At 46.2% G+C, this 16,388-nt stretch carries 14 protein-coding genes; 2 read left to right on the plus strand and 12 right to left on the minus strand.

What is annotated here, in order from left to right; translation table 11 throughout:
* Positions 1 to 89: 89 nt before the first annotated feature.
* Positions 90 to 362, plus strand: a complete 273-nt coding sequence (locus ACMXYR_RS01880) for a hypothetical protein (RefSeq protein WP_415883322.1) — start codon at positions 90 to 92, stop codon at positions 360 to 362.
* A 35-nt stretch (positions 363 to 397) separates the two neighbouring features.
* Here the strand turns inward: ACMXYR_RS01880 and ACMXYR_RS01885 are convergent, their stop codons facing one another.
* Both ACMXYR_RS01885 and ACMXYR_RS01890 read right to left on the minus strand, forming a co-directional pair.
* Positions 398 to 1,438, minus strand: a complete 1,041-nt coding sequence (locus ACMXYR_RS01885) for a methyltransferase (protein ID WP_415899968.1) — start codon at positions 1,436 to 1,438, stop codon at positions 398 to 400.
* Positions 1,438 to 2,127, minus strand: a complete 690-nt coding sequence (locus tag ACMXYR_RS01890) for a pseudouridine synthase (protein WP_415883324.1) — start codon at positions 2,125 to 2,127, stop codon at positions 1,438 to 1,440. The genes ACMXYR_RS01885 and ACMXYR_RS01890 overlap by 1 nt, the downstream gene beginning before the upstream one ends.
* A 126-nt stretch (positions 2,128 to 2,253) precedes the next feature.
* On the opposite strand from ACMXYR_RS01890, the gene ACMXYR_RS01895 reads away from it, so the two are divergent.
* Positions 2,254 to 3,090, plus strand: a complete 837-nt coding sequence (locus ACMXYR_RS01895; protein WP_415902685.1) for a 6-carboxytetrahydropterin synthase — start codon at positions 2,254 to 2,256, stop codon at positions 3,088 to 3,090.
* Here ACMXYR_RS01895 and ACMXYR_RS01900 read toward each other — a convergent pair.
* The 10 genes from ACMXYR_RS01900 to dksA form a co-directional block, all read right to left on the minus strand.
* Entirely contained in the window at positions 3,081 to 4,442 is a 1,362-nt protein-coding gene (locus ACMXYR_RS01900; RefSeq protein ID WP_415902686.1) for an SLC13 family permease, read from the minus strand. The two genes, ACMXYR_RS01895 and ACMXYR_RS01900, sit on opposite strands and share 10 nt — an antisense overlap.
* A 213-nt stretch (positions 4,443 to 4,655) precedes the next feature.
* Positions 4,656 to 5,837 carry an acetyl-CoA C-acetyltransferase gene (locus tag ACMXYR_RS01905; RefSeq protein WP_415883327.1) on the minus strand — a complete coding sequence of 394 codons (1,182 nt, stop codon included), beginning with the start codon at positions 5,835 to 5,837 and terminating at the stop codon, positions 4,656 to 4,658.
* 383 nt (positions 5,838 to 6,220) lie between these two features.
* Complete coding sequence (gene panC / locus ACMXYR_RS01910; RefSeq protein ID WP_415902687.1) at positions 6,221 to 7,069, minus strand: pantoate--beta-alanine ligase; 849 nt, start codon at positions 7,067 to 7,069, stop codon at positions 6,221 to 6,223.
* A gap of 2 nt (positions 7,070 to 7,071) precedes the next feature.
* On the minus strand, positions 7,072 to 7,866 hold the full coding sequence (gene panB, locus ACMXYR_RS01915; protein ID WP_415902688.1) for a 3-methyl-2-oxobutanoate hydroxymethyltransferase: 795 nt from the start codon (positions 7,864 to 7,866) through the stop codon (positions 7,072 to 7,074).
* Positions 7,867 to 7,906: 40 nt separating this feature from the next.
* Positions 7,907 to 8,392, minus strand: coding sequence for a 2-amino-4-hydroxy-6-hydroxymethyldihydropteridine diphosphokinase (gene folK, locus ACMXYR_RS01920; protein WP_415897434.1), 486 nt, complete (start codon positions 8,390 to 8,392; stop codon positions 7,907 to 7,909).
* Positions 8,389 to 9,810 carry a polynucleotide adenylyltransferase PcnB gene (pcnB, locus tag ACMXYR_RS01925; RefSeq protein WP_415902689.1) on the minus strand — a complete coding sequence of 474 codons (1,422 nt, stop codon included), beginning with the start codon at positions 9,808 to 9,810 and terminating at the stop codon, positions 8,389 to 8,391. The genes folK and pcnB overlap by 4 nt, the downstream gene beginning before the upstream one ends.
* A 590-nt stretch (positions 9,811 to 10,400) precedes the next feature.
* On the minus strand, positions 10,401 to 11,786 hold the full coding sequence (locus tag ACMXYR_RS01930) for a sigma-54-dependent transcriptional regulator (RefSeq protein ID WP_415903620.1): 1,386 nt from the start codon (positions 11,784 to 11,786) through the stop codon (positions 10,401 to 10,403).
* Positions 11,787 to 11,808: 22 nt separating this feature from the next.
* On the minus strand, positions 11,809 to 14,736 hold the full coding sequence (locus tag ACMXYR_RS01935; RefSeq protein WP_415902690.1) for a sensor histidine kinase: 2,928 nt from the start codon (positions 14,734 to 14,736) through the stop codon (positions 11,809 to 11,811).
* Positions 14,737 to 14,900: 164 nt separating this feature from the next.
* A complete protein-coding gene (gluQRS, locus tag ACMXYR_RS01940; RefSeq protein WP_415902691.1) occupies positions 14,901 to 15,785 on the minus strand; it encodes a tRNA glutamyl-Q(34) synthetase GluQRS in 885 nt (294 codons plus the stop codon).
* Positions 15,786 to 15,834: 49 nt separating this feature from the next.
* The gene (gene dksA, locus ACMXYR_RS01945) at positions 15,835 to 16,263 is read right to left on the minus strand and encodes an RNA polymerase-binding protein DksA (RefSeq protein ID WP_415883334.1); all 429 of its coding nucleotides are present in this window, start codon (positions 16,261 to 16,263) and stop codon (positions 15,835 to 15,837) included.
* Positions 16,264 to 16,388 lie beyond the last annotated feature (125 nt).

Here is a 16,388-nt window from a genome sequence, read left to right on the forward strand (position 1 = left end):
TTGTCTACTTTTCTGTCATAAGGGCATATCAATTAATCGATATAACTCCCAGTGGTATAGGGAGCTCTTAAATTAGAAAGGTAAATAATATGTCTCTTAAAGTTAAATCTACACTACTTGCGTTAATGTTTGTTCCTACCCTAGGTATGGCTGCGGATACGGATCACGAACAAGCCATTAATTTTATTTATAGCAGTAATGGGATGGAACTCAGTGAATCGGCATCTATGAATAAAGTCGAAAAAGTGATGAAAAAGGAAGTTTCTACATCGGATAAAAAGCAGATGCAGAAAACTAATGGAATGGACTACAGCCGTATTTGGTCGGGGTATCCTAAAATTGAAGGGCATGAAGTGTATTAGTTGATCAAAAGAGAATGGGGCTTTTAGCCCCATTTTTATGTCTTGTGAGTAAGCCTGATCAGCTTAAAGTTGCCGTTAGAGGCAATACATTCAGCCTGATGGAAGAACTGCTTAGCTTTTCGCTCTAGTGGGATATGCATATTGGTAACAAAGCAGGCGACCCCACGGCCATTCAAACGGTCATGAGCCGCTTTTAGAAAACGGTCTGTCAGGTCGCCGTCGACGGAAAATCCTGCATGGAAAGGGGGGTTACAGAGGATTAGATCAAATTTCTCGGTAATACCCTCTGCACAACTCGCAGGTATGACTTTGCCGTTAATCGGATAACGGTTAAAGTTTCGCTCGCAGGCTTTTAAGGCGGCAGCGTTGTTATCTGTCGCTGTTACCGGGATATCTAAGTGGCTCAGATTCAAGGACAAGTAGCCATAACCGCAGCCTAGATCCAGAGCGCTTTTCGGCGGTTCTGGCAGGGTCATTAAGAAACTATCGAGATGCTCGATCAGGTAGGCGCTACCGCGATCAATTTTATCCCAACCGAACACACCAGGTTTGCTGTAATACTCAAATGTCTCGTCACTGGCAGTGACACGCAGCTGGTGGAAATCTTTAGCATCCAACTGGTCTTCACTCGAAGTGTTTAGTTTAGTGAGTGTAGCGGACCATGTGTTTTTATCGGCTTTGCTGGTTTCACCCTCTCCAAAAAGCTTTTTAGCCTTGCTGAAGTAGGTTTTGATCCCTTCTCCTTTCTCACCGGCAATATAGAGCTTTCCCTCAGGTTTTAAGCAGCGGAAAGCCTCATTGATTAGATGGTGGACCACCGGCTTTTCTTTGGATACTCGGTAGATCACAGAGTCCAAACTGTTATCTTCGATGATGCTTAGATCATAATCGGAGAAGAAAACCTTCCAACCTTGACGATACAGATGCTGTTCCAGATCAATTCGGTTGGTAATGGCGATAACGGCTTCATTGGCTGGGATATTAGCACTGAGCAAGTTTTCATCAGCGAGCCAAAGCGAACGACCGGAAGCGCGTTGGATATAAGGGGCGATTAGATTAAAGGCTGTATCACTCATTAGATGCTATTAATCTCTTCTTCTGTCAGAAAACGGTATTCGCCGGGTTCTAGGTATTCATCGAGCTCGATATTGCCGATACGTGCGCGGTGAAGCTCTTCTACTTTGTTGCCTATAGCCGCGAACATACGCTTAACTTGGTGATAGCGGCCTTCGGTAAGAATGACTTCGGCTTCATTACTGGCAATTAAGGTTAGCTCAGCGGGTTTAGTGCGCTCCTTATCATTGTGCAGCATTAAACCTTGCTTGAATTTCTCTACGGCATCTTCAGGAATTGGATCAGCCGTGGTTACTTGGTAGAGCTTGCCTGTTTTGTGCTTTGGCGAGGTGATTTTGTGAGCCCATTTACCATTACTGGTGATAAGCACTAAACCGGTTGTGTCCACATCCAGTCGGCCACAGATCGTTAGTTCCTCTGCCCGTGGTAGATCTATCAAGCTTAGAACCGTTGGGTGGGTACCGTCGTCATTGGAGCATACGCAGCCCAAAGGTTTATGCAGCATGATGTACTTATCACCTGGCGCATCTACAGGATAGCCACTTAGATAAACCTCATCGTCTTCACCCACATGCATGGATGGGTCGGTAACTTCAATATCGTTTACAACAACTTCACCCGCTTTCATAAAGCGGCGAACTTCTTTACGGGAAAAGCCGGAAGATTGTGCTAAGTATTTATCTAGGCGCATAAGGTAAGTCTATAACAAGCTTTAAAGTGCGTAGTATATCGGAACTGGCATTGTCCCTATAGCCTGCACCGTTTTTTAGTTGAAGGTTTTAAGCTACTATAGCGCCTTCAAATCAGGAGCCCTGCCGTGAAACTTTTTGTTGATAATCTGACCAATGTCGATTTTTCCTATTTACACCCTCAACGTGGGTTGATGGGGGAGTCGTGGCTTGTGCAGTTAGAGCTGGATGGCAGCCTAAATGACCAAGGCATGATCTGTGATTTTGGGATTGTGAAGAAGAAGGTTAAGCAGTGGTTTGATCTATGGGTAGATCATGCGCTGGTGGTTCCTACGGGCATGCCACGTCTTAGTCATTCTACTCAAGACGGCTACACTGAGGTCGAGTGGCTTTATGCGGATGGTGAAAGCTTTTATTGCCGTTCCCCTGAGCCTGCAATCTGCCTAGTAGGTATGCCTGAGATCACAGAGAAGACTTTGGCTGAGTGGTGTCGGGATAAGCTTTTAGAACTTTTCCCAAATGAAGTAAAAGGGCTAAAGATCTCCTTTGTTCCAGAGAAAATCGACGGCGCTTTCTATCACTACAGCCATGGTTTGCAGAAGCATGATGGCAACTGTCAGCGTATTGCGCATGGTCATCGTTCTAAGATCGAAATCTATATCAATGATCAGCGTGAACTCAATCTTGAACAAGAGTGGGCTGAACGTTTCACTGATATCTATATAGGTTCGGAATCTCACCTAATTGAACAGTGTGAGAGCCGTCATCATTACGCTTACACAGCGCCGCAGGGTGACTTTGCAATAAGCCTACCTACATCGGTTTGTTACTTAATCGATACGGACAGCACGGTTGAATTGATCGCAGATCATCTGGCTAAGCAGATCAAACAATCCTATCCAAATGATAAGGTGTTGGTGCGTGCTTATGAGGGTGTAGGTAAAGGCGCAATTGTTCAGTTGTAGCCGAGTATTAAGTACAGCGCAGAGCTGATCAATACTACGCAAAGTAAATTGAGGAACAGTCCTGTCCTCATCATCTTTTTTTGTGGCACATAACCAGTACCAAATACAATTGCATTTGGAGGTGTCGCTACAGGAAGCATAAATGCACAGGAAGCGCTGATAGCAATAGCGATGGCCAAGGTCTCTTCTGGAAAGCCTAATTCTGCAGCTATCGAGATGAAAATCGGCACCATTAAAGCTGTACTGGCAGTGTTACTTGCCATTTCGGTAAGAAAAATTATAAAGGTACAGATCAAAGCCAAAAAGGTGAAAAAGCTGTCTTGGCTTAGTAATAAGCTGAGTTGTTCAGCAAGAAAAGCACTAGCGCCACTACTTTTCAGAATAGCGCTTAGCGTTATACCGCCTCCAAATAATATCAATACCCCCCAATCGGTCGTCGTTTCTATATCTTTCCAGCTTACGAGCTTCAATCCCCCTAAAAGCAATACGGCAAGAATAGCTACCATACTATCGAAGTTTTTATTTATTCCGAGAAATGTTGAAAACTGTTTACTAAACAACCATAGAACCACGGTTAGTAAAAATACAGTAATGACTGCATAGCGTTCGGGGGTTAAGGAGAAGTGTTGTTGTTCTAAAACAAAATTTTGCTTTAATTCCGGTCTAAGAATCATGAAGAGTAACGCGATCATAGCGGGTAGTAGGATAATAACCATTGGCATTCCAATCTTGATCCAATCAGCAAAACCTAACCCAATCTCAGCAGCAGCAATCGCATTAGGTGGGCTTCCTACTAACGTGCCTATGCCTCCTATGTTTGCTGAATAAGCAATTCCTAGCAAAATAAAAAAATAGATCTTAGGATTCTCCTTAATATCGAAACGGGAAAGGATGCCTAGTGCAAGGGGAAGCATCATAGCGGTGGTCGCGGTATTGGATATCCACATGGAGATAAAGGCTGTAAGAATAAAAAGCGCCAAACTGGCATAAAGAACGTGCCCCTTCGTTAGATGCAAAACATAGTTGGCAAGAGCGCGATCGATATCGTGTTTATGGAGAGCAGCAGCTAGTGAAAAGCCTCCTAGAAAGAGAAAGATAATTGGATGTGCAAAGTTGGAGAGTGCTTGCTTAACATCTAGGAGGTTGAGTAAAACGGCAAGTAAAGGTACTAACAACGCAGTAATTGTTATAGGGAGCGTTTCGCTGATCCAAAGAGCACCGATAAAGAAGAGTATGGCTAAGCCTTGTGCTGTTTGCTGGTCACAAATAGAGAAGTTCGGAAGACCAAGAAGGATTATGAGGGATAGAATTAGAATATAAAAAAATCGCAATAGAGTATGGGGAGTTACCATTGATATTTTCCCAGTCAAAGAGCTAGCGATAAGAACTGTTTATCAGAATAACCCTCTTTGCTGAGAAGAAGTAGTCTGAGAATTTAACAGTTTGAACTACGACCGGAGGATTTTGTTCAGTTATCTCTTTTTATGATGGTTTCAGAAAGAAAAAAACCGCAGCCGGAGCTGCGGTTTAAAGAGTAGGACGGTGTAACTAGACTTAAGTCTAGCTTAGTCTCGCTCAACTGCCAGTGCAGTACCCATACCACCACCAATACATAGTGTCGCTAAGCCTTTCTTCGCGTCACGCTTGTTCATTTCGTGAACTAGGCTTACGAATACACGGCAACCAGAAGCGCCGATTGGGTGACCTAGAGCGATAGCACCACCGTTAACGTTAACGATGTCAGTGTTCCAGCCAAGATCTTTGTTTACAGACATTGCTTGAGCAGCGAATGCTTCGTTTGCTTCAACTAGTTCTAGATCATCTACAGACCAGCCAGCTTTTTCTAGTGCTTTCTGAGTCGCAGTGATTGGGCCTGTACCCATGATAGATGGATCAATACCAGAGTTAGCGTACGCCTTGATGCGTGCTAGTACTGGAAGACCTAGTTCTTTCGCTTTCTCTTCAGAACAAACGATTACTGCCGCAGCACCATCGTTGATAGTAGAAGCGTTACCTGCAGTTACAGAACCGTCTTTTTTGAATGCTGGGCGTAGTTTGCCTAGTGCTTCAGCCGTGCAACCGAAACGTGGCTGCTCGTCAGTGTCAAATACGATTGGATCGCCTTTGCGCTGAGGAATTGTTACTGGGATGATCTCATCTTTAAAGCGACCGCCAGTTACAGCTGCTTCTGCTTTGTTCTGAGATGCCGCAGCAAATGCGTCTTGTTCTTCACGTGTGAAACCGTATTTTTCAACGATGTTCTCAGTAGTGATACCCATGTGGTAATCGTTGAATGCGTCCCATAGACCGTCTTTGATCATTGTGTCGACCATTTTCCAGTCGCCCATGCGAGCACCGTTACGAGAGTTTGGAACAACGTGAGGAGAAGAGCTCATGTTTTCCTGGCCACCAGCGATGATGATGTCTGCATCGCCACAACGGATTGCTTGTGTAGCCATTTGAATAGCTTTAAGACCTGAACCACAAACTTTGTTGATAGTTAGTGCAGGAACTTGAATTGGTAGGCCACCATTTAGCGTCGCCTGGCGGGCAGGGTTCTGGCCACAGCCAGCCGTCAAAACCTGACCCATGATTACTTCGTCAACTTTTGCAGGGTCCAGATCGATCTTCTCGATCAGACCTTTGATAACTGTTGCACCTAGGTCAGATGCAGCAATTTTAGATAGGGAACCACCGAAAGTACCAACTGCGGTACGACCCGCAGCTACAATTACAACGTCACGCATTCGAAATGCCTCTTAGCTTAGCTATGTACAAAGTTCGTTCTTCACGATGATGGTATGGCCAAATTTTTGGCCGATAGTATTCAGTGAAAAGCGGCGTTTATTCAGTGACCGTTGTGCCCTCTCTACTCATTTAGGGGCGGCCAAAATCCGTTTTTCTGAGCACTTATACAACCTTTATTGTTTTTATTGCAGTGCAAGAACTCATCGTCCTAGCAGTCTGCGCGACCGAGCCCCCGGTTGTCAAGCCACGAAAGTAGCGGGTTGTATAAGACTTACGATTGAAATAGCAAGTATTGCGCTGCAGCAATAATTGAACGTTTAATTTAAAAATATGAGGGATATCAGGGGGTTCCGAGTAGGTGTAACCCTACTCGGAAGAGGGGTTACAAATTAACCTGTAAATTATCGATTAATCGGGCAGGGCCGAGGTAGGCTGCTGCCAGTACGACTAATTGGGAGTCTTCAGGTGTCGCAGGTTGTAGATTCTGGCTGCGACAGATCACCACATAATCGCGTTTGAAACCAGCGGTTTCTAAGCGCTGTTGAGCGCTTTCAATGAGCGAATCGAAGTCTTTATTACCTTCAACTAGTGCGGCTTCAATTTCGCGTAGAGAAGCGTTAAGAACGGTGGCTGTTTCCAGTTCTTGCTCTGATAGGTAACCATTGCGAGAGCTCAGGGCTAAGCCTTGCTCATTGCGGGCTATGGGCGCACCTTGGATCTCTACCGGCAGACTAAGATCTTCGGTCATTCGGCGAATAACCATCAACTGCTGGAAGTCTTTTTCGCCAAAGATCGCTACGTCTGGTTGAACCATGCCAAACAGTTTAGCTACGACCGTCGCAACACCACGGAAGTGGCCTGGGCGAGTCGCGCCGCAATAAAGGTCTGAAATCTCTGGTACTTCAACCTGTGTCTGAGATTCACGTCCGTTCGGGTAAACCTCCGAATCGGTCGGTGCAAACAAGTAGTTGCAGCCGCGAGAATTCAGTTTCTCTTGATCTGCAGCGAGAGTACGTGGGTAATTATCTAGATCTTCCCCTGCACCAAATTGCAGAGGGTTCACAAAGATCGATGAAACGACAACATCGCTATTAGCTTTTGCCTGATCGATCAGTTGTAGGTGACCTTCATGCAGGTTACCCATCGTTGGTACAAAGCTGATACGCTTGCCTGCTGCTCGCTCTTTATTGAGGGCTGCACGCAGTTCAGCAACGGTATGTAGAGTGATCATGTTTATTCAAACTCATGCTCGGAAGCAGGGAAAGTACCGCTTTTAACGTCGGTCACATATTGGCTGATCGCTTCTTCGATGCTATAGGCATCAGCCATAAAGTTTTTCACAAACTTAGGGCTGCGGCCTGGTGTTACGCCAAGCATGTCATGTAGAACCAGTACTTGAGCGTCTGTGTCAGAACCTGCGCCAATACCGATAACAGGCACATCCAGTGCTAGTGTGATCTCTTTGGCTAAGATAGATGGAACGCACTCAAGCAAAATCACGCTAGCGCCAGCATCTTGCAGCATAACGGCATCATTAATCATCTGTTGTGCTGTTTCTTTATCGCGACCTTGAACTCGATAACCGCCGAGCTTATTGACAGTTTGAGGTGTTAGGCCAAGGTGAACACAAACAGGGATACCACGCTCTGCTAGCATAGATACAGTTTCTGCAAGCCATGCACCACCTTCCAGTTTCACCATGTTTGCACCCGCCTGCATAAGCGCAGCGGAGTTACCCATAGCAAGTTCTGGAGTGGAATAGCTCATGAAAGGTAGGTCGGCCATGATAAGGCTTCCCTGATTACCTTTGGCGACAGCTTGAGTGTGGTAAGCCATCTCTTCAACAGTTACGGGTAGAGTACTGTCATTGCCTTGAAGCACCATGCCCAATGAATCGCCTACCAGAATTACTTCTGTGCCAGCAGAGCTAACAACATGCGAGAAACAAGCGTCGTAAGCGGTCAGTACCGCGAACTTTTCGCCCGCTTTCTTCATTGAGGACAACGTGTGCAGAGTAATATTGCTCATGGAATGATCTTCCTGTTATTACGCGTTGGCGCGATTATACCTATATCTTTGTCAGGCTGCCCATAGGGCATGCAACTAATAGGGAAGACAAAGTTACATCATTAGGCATGATTAAATCGGGTGCGATATCGGCCAGAGGGTATAGAACAAAGCTGCGCTCGTGCATAAATGCGTGTGGTACGCAGAGACGTTCGGTGTTGATTTGGCTATTACCGTATAGAAGCAGGTCGAGGTCGAGGGTTCTTGGTCCCCAGTGTCGCTCGCGGACTCTTTGGTGTTTCTGCTCAAGCCCCTGAAGCTGATCCAACAGCGCATGAGCTTCTAGAGTCGTTTCTATCTCTGCAACGGCATTGATAAAGTCTGGTTGATCTTGAGGGCCAACCGGTGCAGAACGGTATATGGGTGATGCTTTAACTAAGCGGCAGTTTTCCAGTTCTGCCAGCTCAGAAAATGCTTGTTCAACATGCTGAAGAGGGTTGTCGAGATTACTGCCCAACCCTATGTAACAACGAACCGCAGTGGTCATTGCGATGACTCTTGACGGGATTTGTTGGAATTAGAACGGCGACGACGTGGTTTACGAGGCTTATCACCTTTACCTAAGCTTTTCACCATGCTGTTTTTGCTTGGCTCATTGGCGTTCTGGAAGTCAGTCCACCACTGGCTTAGTCCACCTAGATCTTCACCGCTGTTTTCACGCAGTAGCAGTAGATCATACGCTGCTCTAAAGCGTGGCTGCTCCATCAAGCGTGCTGCACGGTTGCCTTGGCGGCGTGGTAGACGCAGTTGCATCTCCCAAATCTCACGGATTGGGGTAGAGAAACGACGCGGTATAGCGGTTGAACGAACCTGTTCTGCAAGTACCTGATTGGCTGCTTCATGTAGAGCCGGTACCGGTGGCATCTTGTTCTCTTTCATCAGCTGTTGCATACGTAGCTGAGTTGGGTACCACAAGATAGCTGCAAACAGGAACGCCGGTGTAACGCTCTTGCGCTGTGCCAGACGGCGATCAGTATTTTTAAGTGCGTTCTCGATCAAGCGCTCCAGCGGAACATTCAGATTGTCACTTTGTAACAGTTTCTGAACTTGCGGAAATAACGGCTCAAACAGATCTAAACGTTGTAGCTGTTTGTAAGATTCAATAGCGTGACCTGATTGCAGCAGTTTTAGCACTTCATCAAATAGACGTGCTGGCGCAATGCGTTTCAGCATTGGTGCTAAGGTGCGAATCGGCGCTTCTGATTGCTGTTCCATCGAGAAATCAAGCTTAGCGGCAAAACGAGCTGCACGTAGCATACGTACAGGGTCTTCTTTATAACGATCTTCTGGGTCGCCGATCATGCGCAGAATACCTTTCTGCAGATCGTCATAACCATTGGCAAAATCGTAGACGCAGTGATCTTTCGGGCAGTAGTACAGCGCGTTTACAGTGAAGTCGCGACGTAGCGCATCATCTTCTATTGTGCCGTAAACATTGTCGCGTAGGATCATGCCGCTATCGCATTGTTTTCCTTGTTCGCCTTCAGCATTCTCAGCTTGGTTGTCGTGGCTTGCGCGGAAGGTTGCGACTTCGATCAGATCGCGGCCAAAACGTACATGGACCAATTTAAAGCGGCGGCCGATCAGGCGGGCACGGCGAAACAGATCTGCAGCTTCTTCTGGATGTGCATCTGTCGCTACGTCAAAATCTTTTGGTCTCTTCTTAAGCAGTAGGTCGCGGATACATCCGCCAACTAAGTAGCCTTCGAAGCCTGCATCTTGGAGGCGGTAGGCAACTTTCAGGGCATTATCATCTAAATGACGGCGTGGAATTTTATGCTCATCTTCAGAGATCAACTTCTTTTCAACAGCAGTGATTAATTGCGTGTTTTTAGAAGAGTCGTTAACGGACTCTGTACTGCTGCCAAATACTTTGCTCAATGCGTTACTGATGGTTTTAAGCAAGGTTGTGCCTACCTATGCGATTTATCTAGCCGGAAAGGGTAGTAATTGTACGGGTGTTCAGGCTTATATCAAATCTAAACAGTGCTTACTGCCCGAATTAAATGGGTGCGCAATCATACCACTGTTACACAGTAGATTGGGAAATTTAAAAGATAGAAGAAAAAGGGAAGGAGATGGGTAGCTGATCGCATCTCAGGCAACAACGGCTATTTCTCAGCTTGTTGTTTTTGTTCTAAGAGCAATATTAAGATCGTTACAGCTTCGCTACGATCAGCTTTCTTAAGCCTCATTATTATTTTTATTCGAGACAGGTACTTCTTTAATCTATTCCAGTTTTTATTTTTATTGGCGGTCTAGTTTAAGAAGTGTGCTTCTTTTTGTTGTCGCGCAATATATTGCACGCCATGTGCCAGTTTTTATTAATCCTTATAAAACAACGGTTTATTTTTGCCTGTTTGTTTTTTGATCTACTTTTGTAGCGGTTTTGTTACTGGGTGTTACGCTTTGGTACTAGTTGCTGGGTAGTACGGTAACACCTGAATTGTTACCGTAATGTTACTTAAATGTTGCTCTTTAGACCTTGGTATAATCTATTTTTTCGACTTGCGAGGAATGCCAAGTTTTTGTCTGCGTTCCCATAAACACTTGCGGCTCACGCCGAGTTTCTTAGCCAGTTCTGTTTCGCTCAATTGGTCCTGATTTTCTAGAACGAATCTTTGGAAGTAGTCATCTAAAGATAGTTTAGATTGGTCTTCAGTCTGTACTGCTTGAGGAGTAGCCTGATTCATTGCAACAAACTGGCTTTCAATATCATCTAGTGAGCTTACTGGGATATCTAAGCCTAAAAGATCTGTGGTAATGAATGGGCCTTCTGCAAGAATGGTTGCACGCTCGATGGCATTTTCTAATTCACGAACATTGCCCGGCCAGCTGTATCTGCGCATTGTTTCAAGCGCATCATTGGCGAAACGTAAAGGTGCTGTTTCCATTCGCTGACAAACACGAGCCAGCATTTTTTCAGCTAACTCAATAATATCGTCGCCGCGTTCTCGTAATGGAGGAATGCGAAGCTCCATCACATAGAGTCTGTAATAGAGGTCTTCACGAAACTCGTTCTGTTTCGCTAACTCTTTTAGATTTCTGTGGGTTGCAGCGATCAGGCGAACATCAACTTTCTTTGATTGTACCGAGCCTACACGTCGGATCTCACCTTCTTGTAGGAAGCGTAACAAACGTGCTTGGGCTTCAAGAGGAAGCTCTCCAATCTCATCAAGAAATAGCGTGCCGCCGTCTGCAGCTTCAAGTAAGCCGCTGCGGCTGCTGCTAGCGCCGGTAAAAGCGCCTTTTTCGTGACCAAAGAGCTCTGACTCAATTAGGCTCTCTGGGATCGCCGCGCAGTTCACCGAAATCATTGGGATGTTGGCGCGATTGCTCTGTTCGTGAATCGCGCGAGCTGCAAGTTCTTTACCTGTGCCAGACTCGCCTTGAATCAAAACAGTCGCTTGGGTGCGAGCAACTTTCTTGATGCGCTTATCGAGTTCCTGCATTGGTTGGCAGGAGCCAATGATATTAGTGCGGTTCTCGGCAGCTGCGGCATCATGTTCGGTAACGGGGCTGTCAGATTCCGAACGAGAGGAAAGAATATGCTGTACCGAGCTGATCATCTCATCGTGATCAAAAGGCTTGGCAATATAGTCGACAGCACCGAGCTTCATCGCATCAACAGCAGAGCGTAAACTCGCATAACTGGTCATGATCAGTACAGGAACTGATTTTGCCAACGAGATCATGTCTGTGCCAGGTGCGCCCGGCAGACGAAGGTCGCTGATAATTAGGTTGAAGTCGCCAAGGTTGAAACGGCTGGTGGCTTCATCTACAGAAGCGGCGTCGTCGACTTGGAAATGGTTTTTCTCGAGTAGTCTGCGAAGTGCAGACCGGATTATTGTTTCATCTTCTACAATCAGAATGCGGCTCATCGGCTCTCTACCTCTCATCCCACTATCCTGCGCTGTCTGGATCTTCTGTCCACTTTAAGCGCGGGAGCGTTATTACCACTTGAGTGCCTTTGTTCTGCTTGTTGTTGGCTGGGCTTATAATTTCAATATTACCACAATGTTCTTCAATAATATTGTAAACCAAAGATAGGCCCAAACCTGTACCCTGACCAGGGTCTTTTGTGGTAAAGAACGGTTCAAACAGACGCTCTTGGGATTCTGCTGATATACCGCTGCCTTCATCGGTTACTCGAAGTTCTATGGTTTCAATATTCTCATTGGCATGCAGCCAGATACGCCCGCCTTCAGGTGAGGCATCGCTGGCATTTTGAATCAGGTTTACAAAGATTTGATGAAGTTGTTGTGGATCACCACTAACACGAAGCTCATCGGGTATCTGATTGATGTACTGTTGCTGCTTGCCATGGCTATCCAAAGACATTAGGTGAATAGCTTCTTCAGCACATTGCGCAAGGGATACCGGTACTTGCTCTCGTTCAGCTTCGGGGCGACCTGCATGGGCGAATCTGACAAGGGATTGCACTATACGGCTGATACGTTTGGTTTGATCGACGATATGATCGCCGGTTTCAAGAATATAGTCGTTATCTGTTTCTAGCTTCAGATTCTGTGCTAGACAAGCGATCCCTGTTACAGGGTTTCCAATCTCGTGGGCAACACCCGCAGCAAAGCGACCGATAGATGCAAGTCGTTCGTTATGGCCGAGCTTGTCCTGCATGATTTTAGTGTCGGTCTCGTCTTCTAGTAGCAATACCATGCCGATATCGCGACGCTCTTTAAGAATCGATTTGTGCAAACTGAACCAATGAGTTTGTTCATTTAAGATCAGTTTTTGGCTCAACTTGTGATCGCTATCCGCGTGGGCAAATTCTTCTAAAATAGTGCTCCAAGTATCGGTATGGCTTTGTAGAGGCGTACCAATAATCTCTTCCGCTTTAATTTGGGTCAGACGCTCCATCTCAATATTCCAGAATAGCACTTGTCCAGAGGTATCGAGGGTACATACACCGACGGGGAGTTTTTGCAGTGTAAGACGGTGGTAACGGCGCATTTCATCAAGTTCGGCAGCAAGACCGGTCAAACGTTCTTGATAGTTTTCCAGCTGGTTTTCAATCAGGTGCGTATTACTGGCTTTGAAGGTAATTGGATCGGAAGGTTGATCCAAAGGCTCAAGTAAAGCAGCGGCTTCTATAGGCCCAAGTAAGCCTGAAAGGTTAGTTTCAAGCGTTGTTCGAAGGCGTAACAGGTCGATCGGACGCACAGTCTGCGATTGTATATTCAGACTCTCTAGTGCTTTTTGGACTTCGCGCTCTGCGGTTTTTCGGCCCAATCGGCTAGACAGTAGATCGGTAAAGTCATCAATTCTGGAAACGCGCAGGTGATTGGAACTTGGTTTTTGCAACGCGTTCATCAAGCAGGATTGCGCAGCTCTGCGCTCATCTTCCGATTGAGGGAAGATCAGAGACACTACGGTCAGAAGTGCCGTGTTCAGCATCAGCGAAAGAATCGCAATATGATCCCAGTTATCTGTATCTAAATCGAATGGTACCAATTCGCTGGCGGAGCTATCTAGAAGCGGGACTAACATGGTTAGCAGCCAGATCCCCATGCCAGCGGATAAGCCTATGAGTAGACCCCAGCGGTTCGCTCTGGACCAGAACAGGGTGGATAGTAATCCCGGTAAGAACTGTAGGAAGGCGACTACAGCAACCACACCCATCTGATGCAGGGCAAAGTCCGTACCTATCTGGCGATAGAAAAGATAGCTGGCAAGCAGCATCGCCATAATCAAACTACGTCTAAGCCATAAAAGCCAGGCATAGAAACGAGGGGTTTTCGGTTTTGGGACTAACGGCAGGATAACGTGGTTCTGAATCATCGAAGCCATAGCCACTGTTGCCACAATCATAATGCCACTGGCTGCTGATAAACCACCGATAAATGCCAATACCGTTAGCCAAGTAGAGTCTAAGAAAACACCCATATTCAAAAGGATGAATTGCGCTTCACCGCCTACGCCAAGTGCTTCGCCTGCCCAAAGGATGGGTGGAACTGCAGCTGCAAGCAAAAACAGAAATAGCGGCATCGCCCATGTGGCTTTATAGAGTGTTTCGTCAGATGAATTTTCGGTAAACAGCATGTGAAACATATGCGGCATCACAATTGCTGCGGTGAAAAATGCCAGTAATAAGGTTCGCCAAGCGTCACTGTCTACAGGTGCTTCTAGCCGCTTGATCGATTCTGGGTGGCTGGTGATAAACTCGTTAACCCCTTCGACTCCACCTAAGACACCAAAGATTGCAAAGCCAGCAATCACTAGAAGTGCGATTAATTTAATCAGAGACTCAACTGCCATGGCCACCATGAGGCCTTGATGGGTCGTGCGTAAAGAGGCGTGACGTGCACCGAATAAAATTGAGAACAGGGCGATTACAAAGCAAAAGCCTAAGCCGATCTGGTCAACACTGAATTGATCATTTAGCAGATACAGGGCATCGGTCACCGCTTGTATCTGAATTGAGAGCATCGGGAGAGTGGCGATGACGGTGAGTATGGCTGTAATAGTACCAACCGCCCCGCTGCGAAAACGAAAGGCGAGGAGGTCGGGTAGCGAGCTAAGTTGGTATGTCCTCGATATCCTGAGGATAGGGATCAGCAGCACTGGGCCTAAGATAAAGGTGACGACAGCGCCTAGATATGAAGCTAAAAAGCTATATCCCGATTCTTGGGCTAGTCCAAAGGCACCATAGAACGTCCATACGCTGGCATATACCCCGATAGAAAGGATATGGGTAAATGGATGGTGAACCAACTGCTTTGGTAATAGTCCTCTCTCGGTAAGGTAGGCCGTACCAAAGAGAAAGAGTAGATAAGCAACTCCGATCAGGATGAGTAATGGAAGACTAAACATCTCTTGGTCTCCGCTCGATCAGAAATGCTAATAAGATAATAAGAAACCAAGCAACGTAAGGAAGATACCAAGGTGTTGTCAGGCTCTGCCAGCTATCAATAATGAGGGGTAATACCATGTATAAACCGGGTATCAATAAAAGTAGGACTCGGTGGAAATACATCTTACGACTCGTTTAGTAGCGGCTTACTGAGTGTTGGTTTTATTTTGCGTATATCCCAGTTTGCAATCGCCCACTCCAGTAGTTCATCTCTACTTGCGTATAGAAGTTCTCGTGGCGGTTCTTGATCTAAAAATTTCAAAGCTTTAAACAAAACTGGAATGGGATCGGTGGTTTCTAGTGCCGGTGCAAAGGTTTGCTTACTCAGCTTTTGACCTTCGGTGTTGGCCGCCACAGGAATGTGTGCATAAGCGGGTGTCGGATAACCTAACAGTTGCTGTAGATGAATCTGTTTGGCCGTTTCATCTAGTAGGTCTGAGCCGCGCACAATATGGGTAATGCCTTGCAGATAATCGTCGATAGTCACGGCGAGTTGGTAGGAGTATAAACCATCACGGCGGAATACAACAAAGTCGCCGGTACTACTTAAATTATAGGCATGGGGGCCTTGGATAATATCGCGAAAACTAATGAGCGTACCGTTGCTGTTGATACGAATGGCAACGTTGTCATCTTGCGCCGGAGGGTGCATCAAACAATGTTGGTCATACACCAAATTATCGCAGCGGCTTAGGATCTCTTTACGTGAACAGGAGCAGGGGTAAGCGTGATGAGCTTCGAGTAGTTCCTGCAGTACCGGCGCATAGAGTTCAAGACGTTCGCTTTGAAAGCTGAGTTCACCATCCCAATAAAGACCGTAACTTTCCAGTAACAGTGGAAATTGTTCTTTGACGTCTGGCTGTTCGCGAGGAGGATCTAAATCTTCGATGCGTAAAAGCCATTCACCCTCATGGGCACGTGCATCCAAAAAACTGGCGAGTGCAGCAAGGAGTGAACCAAAATGTAATGGCCCAGTAGGGGATGGGGCAAATCGGCCGATATAGGTCACGATAAATGCTTAAAGCTAAGCCAGTTATATTAACTGGCTTAGTTTAGATTTAGCCGCCGACTTGCTTTTCTTTGATCTCCGCCAGCGTTTTGCAATCGATACACAAAGACGCTGTAGGTCGAGCTTCGAGACGTCGAACGCCAATTTCGATACCGCAGGCATCGCAATAACCGTATTCATCTTCGTCGATCAGCTCAAGCGATTCATTGATCTTTTTGATCAATTTACGTTCGCGGTCACGAGTACGTAGCTCAAGGCTGAATTCTTCTTCCTGGCTAGCTCGATCGCTTGGATCTGCAAAATTTGAAGGCTCTTCGCGCAAGTGGTGGATAGTGCTATCCACTTCTTCCATCAGTTCTTGTTTCCAAGCACCTAGGATTGCACGGAAATGATCCTTCTGCTTCTCATTCATGTATTCCTCACCCTCAACTAGTGGGTAAGGATCAATATGTGTGAAAGATTCGCTCTTGTTTGGCATAAGCGCTGCCTCACTCTCTTTCTTTCGTAAGCCACCTTAAGGGTGACTTCACTTGCCTGTGTTTAGTTATGCAATAAATACATTGATTTAGCATAGAAGGCAGGCAAATTACCAGATGCCTCGCC

The sequence above is a fragment of the Neptuniibacter sp. QD29_5 genome, from assembly GCF_047778125.1.
Lineage (GTDB): Bacteria > Pseudomonadota > Gammaproteobacteria > Pseudomonadales > Balneatricaceae > Neptuniibacter.

Coding starts and splice junctions, on each gene's coding strand:
- ACMXYR_RS01880 (WP_415883322.1), top strand. CDS start 90: ATGTCTCTTAAAGTTAAATCTACACTACTTGCGTTAATGTTTGTTCCT.
- ACMXYR_RS01885 (WP_415899968.1), bottom strand. CDS start 1,438: ATGAGTGATACAGCCTTTAATCTAATCGCCCCTTATATCCAACGCGCT.
- ACMXYR_RS01890 (WP_415883324.1), bottom strand. CDS start 2,127: ATGCGCCTAGATAAATACTTAGCACAATCTTCCGGCTTTTCCCGTAAA.
- ACMXYR_RS01900 (WP_415902686.1), bottom strand. CDS start 4,442: ATGGTAACTCCCCATACTCTATTGCGATTTTTTTATATTCTAATTCTA.
- ACMXYR_RS01905 (WP_415883327.1), bottom strand. CDS start 5,837: ATGCGTGACGTTGTAATTGTAGCTGCGGGTCGTACCGCAGTTGGTACT.
- panC (WP_415902687.1), bottom strand. CDS start 7,069: ATGATCACTCTACATACCGTTGCTGAACTGCGTGCAGCCCTCAATAAA.
- panB (WP_415902688.1), bottom strand. CDS start 7,866: ATGAGCAATATTACTCTGCACACGTTGTCCTCAATGAAGAAAGCGGGC.
- folK (WP_415897434.1), bottom strand. CDS start 8,392: ATGACCACTGCGGTTCGTTGTTACATAGGGTTGGGCAGTAATCTCGAC.
- ACMXYR_RS01930 (WP_415903620.1), bottom strand. CDS start 11,786: ATGAGCCGCATTCTGATTGTAGAAGATGAAACAATAATCCGGTCTGCA.
- ACMXYR_RS01935 (WP_415902690.1), bottom strand. CDS start 14,736: ATGTTTAGTCTTCCATTACTCATCCTGATCGGAGTTGCTTATCTACTC.
- dksA (WP_415883334.1), bottom strand. CDS start 16,263: ATGCCAAACAAGAGCGAATCTTTCACACATATTGATCCTTACCCACTA.